Origin of the sequence: Candidatus Poriferisocius sp., from assembly GCF_965208475.1 — a bacterium.
In the GTDB taxonomy this organism is placed as follows: domain Bacteria; phylum Actinomycetota; class Acidimicrobiia; order Acidimicrobiales; family Bin134; genus Poriferisocius.
On sequence record NZ_OZ242338.1, the window covers coordinates 3,385,005 to 3,401,106 of the forward strand.

Annotated in this window: 17 protein-coding genes; 5 read left to right on the forward strand and 12 right to left on the reverse strand. The window is 65.4% G+C overall.

The genetic code is table 11. The features are described from left to right. Positions 1 to 2: 2 nt before the first annotated feature. The 4 genes from ACOGXA_RS15760 to ACOGXA_RS15775 all read left to right on the forward strand — a co-directional run bounded on the left by ACOGXA_RS15760 (position 3) and on the right by ACOGXA_RS15775 (position 3,992). Positions 3 to 1,220: a CaiB/BaiF CoA transferase family protein gene (locus tag ACOGXA_RS15760; protein ID WP_419924799.1), complete on the forward strand. Its 1,218-nt coding sequence runs from the start codon at positions 3 to 5 to the stop codon at positions 1,218 to 1,220. After that, complete coding sequence (locus ACOGXA_RS15765; RefSeq protein ID WP_419924800.1) at positions 1,217 to 2,839, forward strand: FadD3 family acyl-CoA ligase; 1,623 nt, start codon at positions 1,217 to 1,219, stop codon at positions 2,837 to 2,839. The genes ACOGXA_RS15760 and ACOGXA_RS15765 overlap by 4 nt, the downstream gene beginning before the upstream one ends. 108 nt (positions 2,840 to 2,947) lie before the next feature. Then, positions 2,948 to 3,472 carry an LPXTG cell wall anchor domain-containing protein gene (locus ACOGXA_RS15770; protein WP_419924801.1) on the forward strand — a complete coding sequence of 175 codons (525 nt, stop codon included), beginning with the start codon at positions 2,948 to 2,950 and terminating at the stop codon, positions 3,470 to 3,472. 88 nt (positions 3,473 to 3,560) lie between these two features. Beyond that, entirely contained in the window at positions 3,561 to 3,992 is a 432-nt protein-coding gene (locus tag ACOGXA_RS15775) for a nuclear transport factor 2 family protein (protein WP_419924802.1), read from the forward strand. An 18-nt stretch (positions 3,993 to 4,010) separates the two neighbouring features. Here ACOGXA_RS15775 and ACOGXA_RS15780 read toward each other — a convergent pair whose 3' ends face one another. The 6 genes from ACOGXA_RS15780 to ACOGXA_RS15805 all read right to left on the reverse strand — a co-directional run bounded on the left by ACOGXA_RS15780 (position 4,011) and on the right by ACOGXA_RS15805 (position 9,275). After that, a complete protein-coding gene (locus tag ACOGXA_RS15780; RefSeq protein ID WP_419924803.1) occupies positions 4,011 to 5,267 on the reverse strand; it encodes an amidohydrolase family protein in 1,257 nt (418 codons plus the stop codon). Further along, positions 5,268 to 5,600 (reverse strand): hypothetical protein, encoded by a 333-nt coding sequence (locus tag ACOGXA_RS15785; RefSeq protein ID WP_419924804.1) that lies wholly within the window; start codon positions 5,598 to 5,600, stop codon positions 5,268 to 5,270. Continuing rightward, positions 5,600 to 6,901, reverse strand: coding sequence for an aromatic ring-hydroxylating oxygenase subunit alpha (locus ACOGXA_RS15790; RefSeq protein WP_419924805.1), 1,302 nt, complete (start codon positions 6,899 to 6,901; stop codon positions 5,600 to 5,602). Before ACOGXA_RS15790 ends, ACOGXA_RS15785 begins: the two co-directional genes overlap by 1 nt. A gap of 122 nt (positions 6,902 to 7,023) precedes the next feature. After that, entirely contained in the window at positions 7,024 to 7,602 is a 579-nt protein-coding gene (locus tag ACOGXA_RS15795) for a carboxymuconolactone decarboxylase family protein (protein WP_419924806.1), read from the reverse strand. Positions 7,603 to 7,668: 66 nt separating this feature from the next. Continuing rightward, positions 7,669 to 8,430, reverse strand: coding sequence for an SDR family NAD(P)-dependent oxidoreductase (locus tag ACOGXA_RS15800; RefSeq protein ID WP_419924807.1), 762 nt, complete (start codon positions 8,428 to 8,430; stop codon positions 7,669 to 7,671). Beyond that, a complete protein-coding gene (locus tag ACOGXA_RS15805) occupies positions 8,427 to 9,275 on the reverse strand; it encodes a TauD/TfdA dioxygenase family protein (protein WP_419924808.1) in 849 nt (282 codons plus the stop codon). Before ACOGXA_RS15805 ends, ACOGXA_RS15800 begins: the two co-directional genes overlap by 4 nt. 103 nt (positions 9,276 to 9,378) lie before the next feature. Here ACOGXA_RS15805 and ACOGXA_RS15810 point away from each other — a divergent pair, with 103 nt between their 5' ends. Continuing rightward, positions 9,379 to 10,332, forward strand: a complete 954-nt coding sequence (locus ACOGXA_RS15810) for a TIGR03564 family F420-dependent LLM class oxidoreductase (RefSeq protein WP_419924809.1) — start codon at positions 9,379 to 9,381, stop codon at positions 10,330 to 10,332. A 4-nt stretch (positions 10,333 to 10,336) separates the two neighbouring features. Here the strand turns inward: ACOGXA_RS15810 and ACOGXA_RS15815 are convergent, their stop codons facing one another. The 6 genes from ACOGXA_RS15815 to ACOGXA_RS15840 all read right to left on the reverse strand — a co-directional run bounded on the left by ACOGXA_RS15815 (position 10,337) and on the right by ACOGXA_RS15840 (position 15,883). Then, positions 10,337 to 11,626: an amidohydrolase family protein gene (locus ACOGXA_RS15815; protein WP_419924810.1), complete on the reverse strand. Its 1,290-nt coding sequence runs from the start codon at positions 11,624 to 11,626 to the stop codon at positions 10,337 to 10,339. A gap of 76 nt (positions 11,627 to 11,702) precedes the next feature. After that, complete coding sequence (locus ACOGXA_RS15820) at positions 11,703 to 12,116, reverse strand: PIN domain-containing protein (protein ID WP_419924811.1); 414 nt, start codon at positions 12,114 to 12,116, stop codon at positions 11,703 to 11,705. After that, entirely contained in the window at positions 12,107 to 12,289 is a 183-nt protein-coding gene (locus ACOGXA_RS15825) for a hypothetical protein (protein ID WP_419924812.1), read from the reverse strand. Before ACOGXA_RS15825 ends, ACOGXA_RS15820 begins: the two co-directional genes overlap by 10 nt. A gap of 67 nt (positions 12,290 to 12,356) precedes the next feature. Continuing rightward, a complete protein-coding gene (locus ACOGXA_RS15830; RefSeq protein ID WP_419924813.1) occupies positions 12,357 to 13,346 on the reverse strand; it encodes an MDR family oxidoreductase in 990 nt (329 codons plus the stop codon). Positions 13,347 to 13,448: 102 nt separating this feature from the next. Then, entirely contained in the window at positions 13,449 to 14,666 is a 1,218-nt protein-coding gene (locus tag ACOGXA_RS15835) for a CaiB/BaiF CoA transferase family protein (protein ID WP_419924814.1), read from the reverse strand. Continuing rightward, positions 14,663 to 15,883, reverse strand: a complete 1,221-nt coding sequence (locus ACOGXA_RS15840) for an ATP-binding protein (protein WP_419926999.1) — start codon at positions 15,881 to 15,883, stop codon at positions 14,663 to 14,665. The genes ACOGXA_RS15835 and ACOGXA_RS15840 overlap by 4 nt, the downstream gene beginning before the upstream one ends. Between the last annotated feature and the right edge of the window lie 219 nt (positions 15,884 to 16,102).

Sequence of the window (16,102 nt, forward strand, 5' to 3'; positions counted from 1 at the left end):
TGATGCGCCCGATGGAGGGGATCCGTGTGCTGGAGGTGGCCCAGTTCACCTTTGTGCCCGCCGCGGGAGCAGTGATGGCCGATTGGGGGGCCGAGGTCATCAAGGTGGAGCACCCGGCGACCGGCGACGGGCAGCGGGGTCTGCGCCAGATCGGCCACCTGCGGCTGCCCGCCGACCACAACCCGGGGTTCGAGCACCCCAACCGGGGCAAGCGCAGCGTGGGCATCGACATCGCCACCGCCGAAGGGCGGGAACTGCTGTTGGATCTGGTCGCCACCAGCGATGTGTTCTTGACCAACTTCCTGCCTGCTGCCCGCCGGTCTTTGGGGATCGAAGTCGAGGATGTCCGAGCCCGCAACCCGGACATCATCTATGTCCGAGGCACCGCTCTGGGCGACCGAGGCCCCGAGCGAGAGCACGGCGGCTATGACATGACCGGCTTTTGGTGCCGGGGCTCGGTGGCGTCCAGCATCACCCCGACCGACGTGACCGGGATAGTCCCTCAGCCGCCCGCCTTCGGGGATTCGATGGGCGGGATGACGATTGCCGGCGGAGTTGCCGCCGCGCTGCTGGCCCGGGAGCGCAGCGGCCGGCCCAGCGAGGTAGACGTATCCCTGCTGGGCGTGGGGATGTGGGCCATGGGCCTGCCCATCGCCGCCACCGCACGCGCCGGGCAACCCTGGACAGCCCCGCCGACCGGCCTGAGCGCCGCCCCCACCAATCCCCTGGCCGGAATCTACGAGACGGCCGACGGTCGCCTGCTGTCGCTGCTAATGCTTCAGGGCTTCCGGTACTGGGCCGATTTCTGCCGCCACATCGACCGGGCCGATCTCGTCGCCGACGCGCGCTTCGCTTCCGCCGAGCTCCTGGCCGAGCACGCGGCCGAGGCCACTGCAATCCTCCGGGAAGTACTGGCCCAGCGCACGCTGGCCGAGTGGACCGAGCGGTTCGCCACCCTGGACGGACAGTGGGCCCCGGTGCAGGACTCGATCGAGGTTGCTGCCGACGGCCAGGCTCGAGCCAACGGCTATGTGATACCGGTGGTGGCCGACGACGGGGTTGCGTTCGATCTGGTGGCCAGCCCAGTGCAGTTCGACCACAGCATCCCGGAACTGCATCCGGCGCCGGCATTTGCCGCCGACACTGAGCAGGTGCTGCTAGATCTGGGCTTGGAGTGGGAGCGCATCATCAGCCTCAAGGCGGCTGGGGCGATTTCATGAAGCCTCCTCCCGGTGGTGGGCCAGTGGGGAAGTGGTCCACCATCCCCCATGTCGCATGGGAGGCCGCGGCGCGATTCGGAGATGCTCCGGCGGTGATCGAGGAGGGCGTTCGGCTCTCCTACGCGGAACTGGGCCGGCGGGCCGGCCAGGCGGCCGCGGCCATGCAGGCGGCCGGCGTGCAGGCCGGCGATCGGGTGGCGATTTGGGCCTCCAACCGGAGCGAGTGGATCGTGGCTGCGCTGGGCCTCCAAGCAGCCGGGGCTGCGCTGGTGCCGGTGAACACCCGATTCAAGGCCGCCGAGGCTGCCGACATCCTGGCTCGCAGCCGGACCCGGGTGCTGGTGGTCGAAGCCGGATTTGCGGGCATCAACGCGGAGGGTCTGTGGGGAGAAACCGGCGCAGACCTGTCCAAGTTGGAGAAAGTGGTGGTGCTTGCTCCCAGTGGATCGAACGCCGCGGCGACCGCGGTGGTTTTGGGGGCTTCAGTCGAGGTGGTGCCGTGGTCTGGATTTCTGGCTGCCGGGGAAAAGGTGCCCCCTGATGCGGTTGAAGCCCGGCTGCGGTGGGTGGGTCCTGATTGCGTCAGCGACATTCTTTTCACGTCGGGAACCACGGGTGCTCCCAAGGGCGTGATGATGACTCACGGGCAGACGCTGCGGCAGTTCTCCGACTGGTGCGATTTCGCCGATTTGCGGGAGGGGGACCGCTACCTGATCGTCAACCCCTTCTTCCATATGTTCGGCTACAAGGCCGGGTGGCTGGCCTGCCTGCTGCGGGGGGCCACCGTTGTGCCCGTGGCGGTGTTCGACGCCGGCCGGGTGCTGGAATTGGTGGAGTCGGAGCAGATCACCGTTCTGCCCGGTCCGCCCACTGTGTATCAGAGCTTCCTCGACCACCCCGCTCACAAGACCCGGGACCTGTCCAGCTTGCGGGTGGCGGTCACCGGTGCCGCTGACATACCGGTGGAACTGATCAGCCGGATGCTCGCAGAGCTGCCATTCGAGCGGGTCTGCACTGGCTACGGACTCACTGAAGCCGGAACCTGCACTGGAACCCGCCCTGGCGACGCCCCGGAGACCATCGCCACCACCGTGGGCCGGGCCATGGCAGGTCTCGAGGTCCGGGTGGTAGACGGTGGTGCCGAGGTGCCCCGAGGCGCCGTCGGAGAGGTATTGGTACGGGGCTACAGCGTGATGGCCGGCTATTTCGAGGACACTGAGGCCACCGAGGCGGCGATTGACGCCGATGGGTGGCTGCGCACTGGGGATCTGGGGGTCATGGATGCCCGCGGCTATCTGAAGATCGCCGGTCGTTTGAAGGACATGTTCATCGTGGGGGGATTCAATGCCTACCCCGCGGAGATCGAGAACGTGCTGCTCGGCCACCCCGATGTGGTTCAGGCCGCGGTGGTCGGCGTGCCCGACGACCGGCTGGGAGAGGTGGGTCGGGCATTCGTGGTGCCCCGGCCTGGCGCAGCGGTTGAACCCGAGGGGCTGTTTGCCTGGTGCCGGGAGCGCATGGCCAACTACAAGGTGCCCCGGTCGGTGGTGGTGCGGGACTCTCTTCCCCTGAACGCAACCGGCAAGGTGATGAAAGGCGAGCTGTCCGGAGAGGGCTGAATTCGAGGCCACGGCAGAATCGGGAGCGAGGGCGGCAAGTCGGCTAGGTTGTCAAACGGATACATACTCTTGGCGGCCCCGGTCGCCTCTGACTCAAGTGGAGTTGAGATGAAGAAACTATTGCTGTTCACTGGGCTGTTGACCCTGTTGGCGGCGTTGATGGCCGCGCCCTCCAGTGCACAAGATGGCCCCGCGTTGGATGTAACCCCCGCCACCGTGTCTGAGCCCGGCGACCATGAGTTCACGGTGAGGGGATCGGGCTGGACGGCGCCGCCGCCGATCTTCGTTCTGCCGTGTGAGAACCGCGAGGACGCCAGCACCCTGAGCGCCACCGATGGGTGTGATGCCAGCAACCTCACGCCCGCTTCGCCCGATGCTGATGGCAACTTCTTGGTGATCGTTACCTACACGGTTCCCGAGGAGGGCATGATCATCTCAGCCGGTGAGGCCACCCGCACCGAGTCGGCCTTCTTCACCATGACGGTGAGCGGCGACATGATGGACGACGGCGACATGATGGACGACGGCGAGTTGGCCGCTACGGGTGTTGAGACCAACCTGTTGATCATTGTGGCCGCATCCCTGATGGCCGCGGGTGCCATGCTGCTGGTGGCCCGGCGCCGTCTCGCCTGACGAGGCCGACTGACCGCGAGGAAGGCCGGCGAGCCGCGGGGCCGCGGTTCGCCGGTCGACCGGACACGTTCTGGAGCCTGCCCGGGCGATGCAATCCACCCTTGAGGCCGCCGTGGACCAGATAGCCATAACCGACCTCTGTGCTCGCTATGCCCTGCATCTGAGCCGTCGCGAATTGGACGAGATCGTCGCCTTATTCGTTCCCGACGGGGAGTACCACGCATTTGGCGAGACATACCCCATGAAGGCATTCCCAGGGCTCATCGAGAGCGCTCCCCAGGGCCAGCTGATGGTCAATCCCCCGGTGGTGGAACTCGACGGCGACGAGGCCACTGGCGAGCAGCACTACGTGTTCGTCAACCAGCAGACCCATGAGCTCCGCCTGGCCTGGTATAGCGATCGCTATCGGCGCACTGGAGGAGGCTGGCGGTTTGTGAGCCGGTCCACCACCTTCTTGCGCCGCCATGGGGGCGCCGACGGCGGCAACACCCACGATCCCGTGCAACCGGCCTCGGGTTGAGGCTGGCTACTTCCCGCCTTATTCCGGGGCCTTGAAGACCTGTCCCCCCTTGCAAACGAAGCGCACATCTTCGCAAACCGATACGTCGGCGAGGGGATTTCCGGGCACGGCGACGATGTCGGCCAGCAATCCCGGCAGTAGCCGCCCCCGGTCGTCGGCGTCGATCAACTCGGCCGCGGTTGTGGTGGCGGCCTGAAGGGCGAGCCACGGGCTAGCCCCCCGGTTTACCAGGGCGACCAGTTCTTTGGCCCCCTGACCATGGGGCACTGCGGGGGCATCGGTGCCGCAGCACACCTTGAGGCCGGAGGCAATGGCCTTGGCGATGGTGGCCCGGGCGATGGGGAACACCTCGGCGGCCTTGGCCTGAAGCTCGGGAGCGGCCCGGGATACGTCCATGCCGTCGGCCAGATAGGTGGTGGCCACCAAGAAGGTGTCCCGCTCTTTGGCCAGAGCCAATGTCTCGTCGCTCATCAGCGAGCCATGCTCGATGCAGTCGATGCCGGCGAGGATGGCCGCTCGAATGCCGTCGTCGCCGTGGGCATGGGCCGCCACCTTCAGGCCGGCCCGGTGGGCCTCGTCGGCAATCGTCCGCAACTCCTCATCGGAATACTGCTGGGCGCCGGCCGGACCGGTGTGGGACATCACGCCCCCCGATGCGCACACCTTGATGACTTTGGCGCCGTGCTTGATCTGGTAGCGCACCGCCCGCCGTACCTCGTCCACCCCGTTGGCCTGTCCCTCCTCGACGCTCAGCGGCATGATGCCCGGTGCCAGGCCTTCGAACATGGTGGGGTCGAGATGGCCTCCGAGCGGGGTGATGGCATGGCCCGCGGGCACCACCCGCGGCCCGATCACCCAGCCTCGGTCGATGGCCTTGCCCAGCGACACGTCTAACAGCAGCCCGCCGGTGGGCATGAACAGGCCGAGGTTGCGGACCGTGGTGAATCCGGCCATAAGGGTGGTGCGGGCATTGACCGTGGCCCGCAGGAGCTTGTCGGCCGGGGTGTCGGTCACTGCGGTACGGGGCCCTCGGTCGCCAGGCCCGCCCATCAAGAGGTTGACTTCCATGTCCATGAGGCCAGGAAGCAGGGTGAGGTCGCCGAGGTCTACTGCATCATCGGCGTCGGGGGCCTGGGCGGGGTTGACATCGGCAATCCTGTCGCCCTCGATGACCAACAGCGCCGGGGATACCAGATCCCCGTTGTCGATGTCGACCATTCGGTCGGCTCGGATGATGAGCCGACGCCCGCCGCGGTTGCTGTCGTTTGATGCCATTCAGATCACCGGCTCGTCTACGAGGTCCAGATAGGCGGCGCCGGAGTCGGGGACATGGGGCTGTCTCCACGCTTCCACAGGAAACGACACCATGACCACGGAGAAGCACAGCCGCAACAGGCGCCGCTCGGGCTCGGGCAGCTCGCTCAGATCTAAGCGGTCGAGGTGGGCCAGCGCATCGGCCAAGCGGGGGAGGGCGGCGTCGTACAGCGCTTGCATCTGTTCCATGGAGCTGGCCAAGCGCATGGCATAGCGCTCGGGCTCGGAGGCCAGCGACCAGCGCTCGGCGAAGGGTTCCAAGTCGGAGAAGGCAGCCGGCAGCAGTGGGGCCATCATGGGCCCCCGGACGAGACGGTGACCGGCGTCACCCGCCCGGCCTGGTAGGCCTCGACCCGGGCTCGCACCACGGTGTGCAGGTTGCGGCACAGCACCTCCTGGTCGCACAGCGGGAATTCGGTGACGGCCCGGGATTGGAGCATCCGCTGGGTGGCCTCCAAGGTGTTGCCGTCTTGTAGGGAGTACTCCTTGAACGTCACTGCGGCCAGCTCCTGGCGGAGGCGGTCGGTGGCGTTCTTCGGCGGGGCGAAGTACAGCCGTCCCTCGAAGCGGTGCCGGTCGAAGCTCAAGGGCCAGTAGTTGTAGGTCAGGTACCAGCCCGGTTCCCAGACCAGCACCACGAAGTTGGGGAAGACCTGGAACGAATCGCCGCCCCACGACTTGTGCCGGGCCGGGTTCAGCGCGGGGGGCAGGTTGGAAAGGTCGATATCGGGCTTGTCCCACGGGCCGAACAGGCCGCTGCGAAGGATCCGCTCGATGGGCTTGACCATATTGGGATCTTTGGGCGGGGACATGCCCCCCCACGTCGACACCATGCTGTGGCCGCTGTCTCCGTAGATCTCATAGTGCAAAGCCTCGAACCCGAATTGGGCCAACTTGGCGGCCTCATCGGCCACCGCCTGGCGCATGTGGAGGATGGGGGCGTGGTAGAACTCGGCGAATGCGTCGATGAACAGCTTCCAGTTGGCATTGACGTCGGCCCGGTAGCCGAACGAGTGGGTCATCTCTGCGAAGGGATAGCCGGCCAGGCCGGCGCCCATTTCGCCCAAGAACTGGGCCAGTGTTTGAGGCGGCTGGGCGGCGAGGTTCACGAAGATGAATCCCTCCCAGGTGTCCACATGGACCGACACCAGCGGGTAGGCGGCCTTGTCGAGGTGGAAGAACTCGTCCTCCTGCTGGACGAAGGTCAGATCACCGCTCAGCCCGTAGCGCCAACCGTGATATTTGCAGGTGAACTGCCGGCAGTCGCCGCTTACCTCTTCGCCGGGATAATCGGTCCATACCAGCTTGTTGCCCCGGTGGCGGCAGATGTTGTGAAAGGCCCTGATCTGATCGTCGCGCCCTCGGACCAGGATCAGCGAGGTGTTGGCCACCTCGAGTTCCCTGGTGAAATAGCTTCCCGGCCGCGGCAGCTGCTCCACCCGGCCCACGTTCAGCCAGCACTGCTTGAACACCGCTTCTTTTTCGAGCTTGTAGTAATCGGGTGATATGGAGTCTTCGTAGGAAACCGGGCCGGTGTCGAGGTGGGGATAGTGCTCAGTCCAGCTTCCCGCGGCGGGTTTGGGGAAATGCGCCATGTGTCTCCCGGGTTCTTGTGGGTCTCCGGCGTTGGCGGCGTCGGCCGACGACGGGCTGGGCGGTGCTTCGGGGCAAGGGAATTCTACTGCACCGGGAAACCCGGAACATGGCCCTGCCTGCGCTATCCCGTTGGAAAGCGGTGGTCTTGGAGTTCGGGATCGAGTTCTAGCCCGAAGCAGTTGAATGCCACTGCCAAAGTGTCGTAGGCCCCCACAGTGAACAGCAGGTCCATGATTTGGCGAGTGTCGAACTCCTCTGTCAGCTCACTCCAAGTCTGTTCAGACCAGACGCCGTCATGGCGGAGTTGGTCAACTGCTCGGAGGACGAGGGCATCCACCTGCGCCCAGCCGTCAACCGGGCTGGCGGAGATGCGGTCAATCTCTTCAGCGGTGAGGCCCACCGCCAAGGCCACGGGCAGGTGCTGAGCCCACTCGTACTCGCTCCGGCGGAGCCACGCCACCCGCAGCACCACCAGCTCCCGGATCCGCTCGGTGAGCGTGCTGTGGTAGAGAAGGTGGCGATTGAAGGCCAAGAAAGCTCCGGCCAGTTCGGGATAGCGGGCCAGCACCGACAAGGCGTTGTTGGGCCGCCTCACCTGCTGCTTGCGGTCGGCCTTGCGCTGGTCGTAGGCCGAACCGGGGGGCGGGCGCATGGCCTCCATGGCCTCCATGGCCTCAGGCGTCCACTGCGACAATGCCAAGGGGGCGAGTCGGGCCCCCCCACCGGGCGGTCGGGTTCTTCGGCTGGGCCTTCTTCGACGGCGCGCTCAGGTTTTTCGGCCACCGTTTACCCCGATGATCTGGCCGGTGATGTAGGAGGCCTCTTCGGATACCAAAAAGGCGCAGGCTGCCGCGATGTCCTCGGGACGCCCCACCCGGCGGACGGGGGTGAGGGACTCGTGGTGGGCCACCGACTGGCCCAGCTTCCCCTCGGCCTCGGCCTTGCGCAGCATGGGGGTGTCGATGAACTCGGGGGGAATCGTGTTCACGGTGATGCCCGCCGCTCCGAGTTCTTTGGCCATGGCCTGGGTCAGGCCGATCACTCCCGCTTTGGCCGCAACATAGGCGGCCATGTACTCCTGGCCTCCCTGGGCGGCCGACGAGGAGATGTTCACGATGCGGCCCCAACCCTGGTCCACCATAGCCGGCACGATGGCCTGGCAGCAGTGGAAGGTGCCGGTGAGATTCACTGCCAATGTGTCGTCCCACTGTTGGACGGAGATATTGACGAACCGGCGGAACTGGTCCTTGCCGGCGTTGTTGACCAGGATCACCGGCGGTCCGAGGTCGGCGGACACCTCGGCAACTGCGGCGTCCACTCCCGACCGGTCGGCCACGTCCACCGCGTAGCAAAGAGCAGTGCCGCCCGACTCGCTCAGCGCGGCAACGGCATCGGCGCCGGCTACGCCGTCTAGATCGAAGATGGCCACCGCGGCGCCATCAGCGGCCAGCCGGGTTGAGATGGCGAAGCCGATTCCCGATGCGCCCCCGGTGACCACCGCAGTTCGGCCTTTGAGTGCTTCGCTCATGAGAAGGGCTCGTCGCCCACGATGGTGGTGCGATGCATCAGCCGTCCCGAGGCGGCGGTATAGGGCAGCGCGCGGTGCATGGTGCCCCGATTGTCCCAAACCACGAGATCTCCCGCGGCCCAATGGTGCTGGTAGCGGAATCGCTGGTCGGTGGCCCACTCTTCGAGGCGGTAGAGGAGATTGAGGCTCTCGGTGGGGTCCATGTCGACCACATGGTCGGCAGTGGCGCCCAACACCAATGAAGTGCGTCCCGACCGGTGCGTCCACGCCAAGGGCTGCACCTTCGATGGCCGTTTCCTCCAGAACGCCACCTGCTCGTCGGTGGGATCGGGATAAACCAGGCGCTGGGAAGTCTCGAAGCTGTGCAGCACCCGGAGGTGGCGGCATCGATCCTGCTCGTCGGCGGCCAGAGCCTCCCAGGCCGCGTAGGTGTTGCAGAATTGGGTGTCGCCGCCCTCATCGGCTGCCTCCAGGGCGTTGAGCATGGTGGCCTTGTTGGGCACATCGTCGGTTGCCCCGTCGATGTGCCAGAAAAAGGTGCCCCTCAGATACTCCGCGCTCGTCGCCCGCGCCGGATCGAGCGACACGGTGAATATCTCGGGGTGATCGGAACCGGGAATGGGCAGCACCTCCACCTCGCCGAGTTGACGGCTGAAAGCCACTTGCTCGGGGTCGGTGAGGTGCAGATCCCGAAAGACAAGAACGCCGTGCTGCTCCAGGGCGTCGAGAAGCCGCCCCGCGATCTCTGCCTGGGCGAGATCGCGGCCGCTGACGCCGCTGACGCCGGCGCCGATGGTCTCTCCGAGTCGTTCAATGTTCACCGCATCCCCTTGTGCTTCGGCCATCTGCCGTGGCGATTGGATGGTACCCGACCCTGAGATCATGGCGATCAACCCTGCCTTTGTCTGATAGGAACGGGAGCAGCGAAGCTTTGTGCGAGGAGTTGCCGTGCGCATTGGACTTATGGTCGGGCCCGAGCGCCGCCGGTATTCCGCCAAGACAGCCCGCATGATCGAGGCGGCCCAGCAGGCCGAGGCCGGAGGGTTCGCGTCGGTGTGGATTCCCCAGATCCCCGACGAGTTCGACGCCATGACCGCGGCAACGCTGATCGGATCGGCTACCTCGACGGTGGAGGTGGGCACCGCGGTGGTGGTGGCCCAAACCCGCCACCCGGTCGCTTTGTGCCAGCAAGTGCTGTCGGTGCAGCTGGCCTGCGAGGGTCGGTTCACGCTGGGTTTGGGGCCTTCGCACCACTGGATAGTGGAAGACATGCTGGGGTTGTCCTACGACCGGCCCGCGGCGCAGATCCGGTCTTACCTCGACGTGTTGGACCAAGCGCTGGCCGGTCCCGGCCCGGTTCAGGTTGACAATGAGCACTTCCAGATCGACAACCCGCTGGACATCACCGATCAGACGGCCACCCCGGTGCTGTTGGCCGCGCTGGGGCCGGTCATGCTGCGGTTGGCCGGCACCCGCACCGACGGCACCGCGCTGTGGCTGGCCGACGAGCGGGCCATCGGCGAGTTCGTCGCCCCTCGGATCACCGCGGCGGCTGCCGAGGCCGGTCGTCCCCCTCCCCGGATCGTGGCCGGAGTGCCGGTGTGTTTGTGCGCCCCCGGCGAAGTGGATGCCGCCAAGGAGCGGGCTGAGCGGCTCCTGGCCGAGGCCGAGGTCTCTCCCAACTACCAGCGGCTGCTGGACCGGGGCGACGCCCAGGGAGTGTCCGACATCATGGCCGTGGGCGATGAGGCCGCCGTGCTGGCCCGGCTGCGCTCGTTCGCCGACGCCGGGGTCACCGACCTGTCGGTGCGGGTGCTGCCCGTGGGCGACGGCCGCGAAGAACTCATCGCCTCCAGCCATCGGACCCGGGAGTTCCTGGCCTCGTTGACCCCGCAGATCTAGCGGCTCAGGCCGCGGACTGGACCTGGTTGAGGGGGTTCATGCCCGGGCAGCCCTTGGCCCGCTCGGGGATCTCGGCGTAGTCGATGGGGGTGGCCACCTCGGCCTTGGTGGGGCAGAATTGCTCGGCCAGCGGGGCCAGCGCCTCCAGGTCGAACCCGTACACCTCGGCGGCGTTGGTGGTAAGGATTCGGGTGGTCTCTTGCTCGGTGAGGTTGGCGAAGGTGAGTCGCAGATGCTGGCGGGTGTGGGGGTGTGATCCCTCGATGTGGGGATAGTCGGAGCCCCACATGACCCGGTCGATGCCCACCGTGCGGGTGGTCAGTGCTTCTGAGGGCCGCAGAAACGACGCCCCGATGTAGCACTGGCGGGCGAAGTACTCGCGGGGGGTGAGCGACATGTCGGCCACCGCCTGGCTGCCGAACACGCTTTCGGAGCCGTACTTGGAGTACTTCATCCGGTGGAAGAAGCTCTCCAGCTTCTCCAGGGTCTCGGGCACCCAGGCGGTGCCGGTCTCGGTGGTCACGTACTTGAGGGTGGGATAGCGCTCGAACACCCCTGAGAACATCAGGTGCCACAGCGCCCGCTGGGTCCACCAGGTGGCTTCGAGGATGAACATGGCCAACGACGAGGGGAAGTGGTTGCCGTAGTTGGGCGAACCGCCGCCCGCGTGATGGTTCAGCGGCAGTCCGGCGGCCGCGGCGGCCGCCCAGATGGGCTCATAGGACTTGGAGTACAGCGGCTCGAACGGCGAGTCGGGCGGGGCGCCGGGGATCAGCACGCCGCCGGTCAGGCCGTTCTCGGCCGCCCACTCGATCTCTTTGACCGAGCCCTCCACATCGCCCAAAAACACCTGGGCGATGCCGGCTCGGCGTCCGGGGGCCTGGCTCACGAAGTCGGCCACCCACCGGTTGTGGGCCCGCAGCCCGGCCCAGCGGTGCTCGAAGTTGTCGGAGTAGGGAGGGGCTTCGAACGCGGTGGCGGCAGGCGGGGCGAACGGGGGCTGGGTGTTGGGGAACAGCACCTCGGCGATGAAGCCGTCGGCCTCCTGCTCGGCCAGGCGGTCAGACGACGACCAGTTCCGATGGCCCCACACTTCGGGGTCTCCGTCCACCCCCACCTCCATGGGTGAGCGCTCTAAATCGGCGAACATCTCCTTGCGCCGCTCGTTGAAGCCGTCCATGAAGTCGGCCCACTCGTCGAACTCGTCGTGGTAGCGCGACTCCAAGTAGGGCTTGTAGTCCCGCAGATCGGCCCCGCAATGGGTGTCTGCGCTGATGACAATGTGATGGTCCATCGGCTTCCTCGTTGTGGAGCGATCCGGTTGGTGCCTGTCATCTTAGGTTTGGACGAGTGATCCCCACCTAGCGCAACTAGTCCACTGACCCCCGCGGGAGAATCCATTCGCACTTTTGCCCGGTTGCCGTGGCTATGAAGTCGAAGTCGGAGTCGTAGTGAAGCAAAGTGAGCTGCTCCAGTTCGGCGGCGGCCGCGATAAGCAGGTCGGGGATCTTGCGTCCTTTTGGGCTTTGCTCAGCCAGTAACCGCTGTGTTTGGCGCGCTCGGCGCATGTGCTCGGCGGTTGTCTCAACAAGTCCCAGTTCCGAAAGGCTGTCGGCGAACTGGTCCCACTCATTGGCGTTTCGGGCGGAGAAGCCGATTTCCAGGTCGGTGATGCCGGCCCGAGCGGCGCGGCCGGCAAGAGCCAGCGGCTCTACTACCTCTCGAATGGGGGGTTGAGAGAGTCGGGTCAGAACGCTTGTGTCAAGAAGATGGGTCAGCGCCACGCGTGCTCACGGTCTTCAAACACGGCATCAGCGAGCACGTCGAGCGCTTCGGTGACTCGCGGAGCGCGGGGGAGGCTTGCGGCTTCAAGTGCTGCGTTGACTGTTGCCTTGATGGTGTCGGTTCCCAATTCTGCACGAGCAGCGGAAAGAGCCTTCTCATCAATGTCAATCAAGTGTTTCCCCACGAAAAAAGGTATATATATGCATTCGATGACGTATATACCACTTCTTTCCAAGCAACTAGCGCCTCACGTCGATGACCACCCGGCCGCGGATGGTGCCGGCCAAGATGTCGGCGGCGGCGGCGGGGACTTCGGATAGGCCGATGGTGGAGGTCATGGCGTCGAGTTTGGCGGTGTCGAGGTCGCGGGCCAGGCGGTTCCAGGCTTGGGCCCGGCGCTGGGCGGGCTCGTAGACGCAGTTGATGCCGGCCAGGGTTACCGCCCGCAGGATGAATGGGGCCACCGAGCTGGGGAAGTCCATGCCCTGGGCCAGACCGCAGGCGGCCACGCATCCGTGGGACTGGGTCTGGGAGATGATGTTGGCCAAGGTGTGGCTGCCCACGGTGTCGACGCCTCCGGCGAAACGGGCTTTGCCCAAAGGCCGGGCCGGGCCGGAGAGCTCGTCACGGTGGATCAACTCGGACGCGCCCAGCCCTCGCAGGTAGTCGCCTTCGGACTCGATGCGGCCGCTGGAGGCCACCACCTCGTAGCCCAGTTCGGCCAGCACGGCGACGGCCACGCTGCCCACTCCGCCGGCGGCGCCGGTGACCACCACTGGGCCGGAATCGGGGGTGATGTCGTGCTCCTCTAGGGCCAGCACGCACAGCATGGCGGTGTAGCCCGCGGTGCCCACGGCCATGGCCTGATGGGTGGTGTAGGCATCGGGGAGGGGGGTGAGCCAGCCGCCGTCCAGGGCTGCCTTGGTGGCCATGCCCCCCCAGTACGACTCGCCCAGATCCCAGCCGTTCACGATCACCCCGTCGCCCGGCGACCACACCGGGTCGTCGCTGCTCGCCACTGCGCCGGCCAGATCGACGCCGGGAACCATCGGCCAGCTGCGCACGATGGGAGCACCGTTCACGATGGCCAGGCCGTCTTTGTAGTTGAGCGTGGAGTAATCCACGTCCACGATCACCGGCCGATCGGGCAGTTCGGCATCGTCGAGTTCGGTAATGGCGTGGGAGCGATTGCCGTCGTCGTCTTGGCTAAGGAGTAGGGCCTTGAACATCCCGCCAGCCTGTCAGACGTGTCGCTGGTTGCTCCATCCGGCGGGCGCCCTGAGCCGGGCCACCCCCCACCACAACCCATTTTGCGGCCCCCCGATGCCCGCCTACCCGAGAACTCCGGCGGAGTGAAGGCGGTCTATTTCTTCTTGGGTTAGGCCGGCAATGCTTTTGAGGACTGAATGGGTGCTGGCGCCGAGGGTTTCGGCGGGGGATTGGTCGGTATTGGAGCGGGAGAATTTGATGGGGAAGGCAGGGCCTAGCCGGTTGGTGGGCCCGTCGGATTGGGGATGGCGGAGGGGGACCAAGGCCTGTCGGTGTTGGATCTGGGGATCGTCGCCGGCGGCGTAGGCCGAGGCCACCGCGCCAGCCGGTACTCGGATCTTGTGCAGTCGGGCAACCAGCTCGTCAGTGGTTTGCTGCGCCATCCACGCCGCTACCCCTTCGCAGATCTCCGCCCGATTGGATGCTCGAACAGGGATATTGGGTCCCAATTCGAACAGGTCGGGGCGACCCATTTCCTCCGTCAGTCGCTCGAATTGGGCATCTGAGGTGATTACCAGAGTCACCCAGCCGTCTTGGGATTCAAAGGTGTCCAAGATGCCCCGGGGGTCGCCGTTGCCGATGCGGTCGGGCATGCCCCGCTCTCGGTACAGGTCCAAAGGCTCGTCCCACAGCATGGTGACCAGGCTGTCGAGCATGGCCACGTCGATGTACTGCCCCTTGCCATCGATGTCCCGTTGGCGCAATGCCGCTACTACGCCGAGGGCGCACAACGCGGCGGGGAACTGGTCGCCAACGGTGGCCCCGGCCTTGATGGGCGGACCATCGGGGAACCCAGACTTGGCCATCAGCCCCGAACGCCCTTGGATGATGAGGTCCATGGAGGCCAGATCGGCGTCGGGCCCATCTGGCCCGTACCCGGTAATGGAAGCATGAATCAGCCGGGGGTTCAGCGCCGACAACGTCTCATACCCCACCCCCAGCGAGTCCATGACCCCAGGCCGGAAGTTGTCCACCAAAACGTCAACATTGGCCGCCAGCCGCCGAAACGCATCCGCCCCTTCGGGACGCCCCAAATCCAGCACCACGCTCCGCTTCCCCCGTCCCTTGCGCAGATAGCTGATCCCGATGTCATCAGGCCCCATAGCCTCCGACTGCTCACCCTCAGCTCCCACCCACGGCGGAATCCGCCAAGTCACATCCCCACCCGGCGGATCAACCCGAATCACCTCCGCCCCCAGCGAAGCCAAAAACCAAGTACAAACCGGCCCCGAAACCACCCGAGTCAAGTCAACAACCCGAACCCCCTCCAGAGGTTTCACGTCTCTTCACCTACGGTTTGCCACAGTCGATCCACTGGCAGGCACATGAGTCGGTCATCTGGTCGCGATGGGTATTTGCCCAAGTGGAGCATGACGCCAGCAATGAAGCGGTCTCCCACAGCATCTCGAAGTGTCCTCAATCCGCTCAGGTGTTTGCTCTTGACATTGCCAGCCTTGACTTCGAAGGCAACCACCATGCCGTCTCGGCGCTCGACCACGAGATCCACTTCCACGCCGTCATGGGTACGCCAGTGGCCGATCTCAGCTATTTTGTCCATCCACGATGCCTGTTTGATGATCTCACCCACCACAAAGGTCTCCAGCAGATGGCCGAACTGCTCTTGATCAGTGGGGTTGCTCGACAGCAGTTTGGTGTCCGATAGGCCCATAATGTGAGCAGCCAACCCAGCATCGACCGCATGCAGTTTGGGCTTTGCTGTTGCCCGGGCTCGTAGCGTGGTTCCCCATGCGGGGAGACGATGCACCAAGTACACCGCTTCGAGGAGCTTGGCGTAGCCCTCAGCTGTGCTGGGCTTCAGATTGGTGGCCTGTCCAACTTTGGTGATGTTGAGCACCTGAGCAGTCTGGGCCATCAGTTGGCTCAAGAGCCGAGGCAGTGCTTCTCTTTGGCGAATGTTGGCCAGTGCTCGAACGTCGCGTTCAAGTGCGAGTTCTACGTAGTTGTCGAACCAGCGGCCGCGGGTGCCGCCGGTTAGCTCGAGTGCCAGAGGGAGGCCGCCGCCCACGATGCTCTGGATGTAGTCCTCGCGAGTCGTCGCGGACCAAGTACTCGTGACCACGCGTGCAGGGTCTCTGAACAAAGTTTCCAACAGATTTTCGTGGTGGCCGATTAACTCCCCTTGTGAGAATGGGTACACGGTGAGACGGTACAGCCGGCCGGTGAGTGCCTCTGCCATCTGGGGCAGGGCTTCATGGCGAGTGGAGCCGGTGATGACGAACTGGCCGGAGGATCCGTTGCGGTTTAGTTCTGCCTTTATTGCACTGAGCAGCTCGGGAACGTGCTGGTACTCGTCGATGAACACCGGTCGGGGTCCCTGCACGAAGAGGGAAGGATCGTCGGCAACCGCTGTCCGCGTAGCCAGGTCGTCGAGATCGATGATGTCCGCTTCGGCGCCAACCGCGAGCGATCGCAGGATGGTTGACTTCCCGACTGATCGGGGCCCCAGCAGTGCTACCACTGGTATCTCCCCCATCATTTGGGTGGCGATGTCTTCGATTCGGCGGCGGATGAGTGGCAAGGATGACCTCCAGAATGGTGGCAAAATACCAGATCAGAAGTTGTTCTGGGGAATCCGAGGGGTTTTTCTCGGGAAATCCGAGTGAGAAATCCTGGGGAATCCGAGGGGTTTTTCTCGGGAAATCCGAGTGAGAAATCCTGGGGAATCCGAGAGGTTGAGTGGTCGTATCGTACTGAG

Coding starts and splice junctions, on each gene's coding strand:
- ACOGXA_RS15785 (WP_419924804.1), bottom strand. CDS start 5,600: ATGGCCCCACTGCTGCCGGCTGCCTTCTCCGACTTGGAACCCTTCGCC.
- ACOGXA_RS15790 (WP_419924805.1), bottom strand. CDS start 6,901: ATGGCGCATTTCCCCAAACCCGCCGCGGGAAGCTGGACTGAGCACTAT.
- ACOGXA_RS15830 (WP_419924813.1), bottom strand. CDS start 13,346: ATGTTCAAGGCCCTACTCCTTAGCCAAGACGACGACGGCAATCGCTCC.
- ACOGXA_RS15770 (WP_419924801.1), top strand. CDS start 2,948: ATGAAGAAACTATTGCTGTTCACTGGGCTGTTGACCCTGTTGGCGGCG.
- ACOGXA_RS15805 (WP_419924808.1), bottom strand. CDS start 9,275: ATGGCCGAAGCACAAGGGGATGCGGTGAACATTGAACGACTCGGAGAG.
- ACOGXA_RS15765 (WP_419924800.1), top strand. CDS start 1,217: ATGAAGCCTCCTCCCGGTGGTGGGCCAGTGGGGAAGTGGTCCACCATC.
- ACOGXA_RS15780 (WP_419924803.1), bottom strand. CDS start 5,267: ATGGCATCAAACGACAGCAACCGCGGCGGGCGTCGGCTCATCATCCGA.
- ACOGXA_RS15815 (WP_419924810.1), bottom strand. CDS start 11,626: ATGGACCATCACATTGTCATCAGCGCAGACACCCATTGCGGGGCCGAT.
- ACOGXA_RS15800 (WP_419924807.1), bottom strand. CDS start 8,430: ATGAGCGAAGCACTCAAAGGCCGAACTGCGGTGGTCACCGGGGGCGCA.
- ACOGXA_RS15760 (WP_419924799.1), top strand. CDS start 3: ATGCGCCCGATGGAGGGGATCCGTGTGCTGGAGGTGGCCCAGTTCACC.
- ACOGXA_RS15775 (WP_419924802.1), top strand. CDS start 3,561: ATGCAATCCACCCTTGAGGCCGCCGTGGACCAGATAGCCATAACCGAC.
- ACOGXA_RS15840 (WP_419926999.1), bottom strand. CDS start 15,883: ATGATGGGGGAGATACCAGTGGTAGCACTGCTGGGGCCCCGATCAGTC.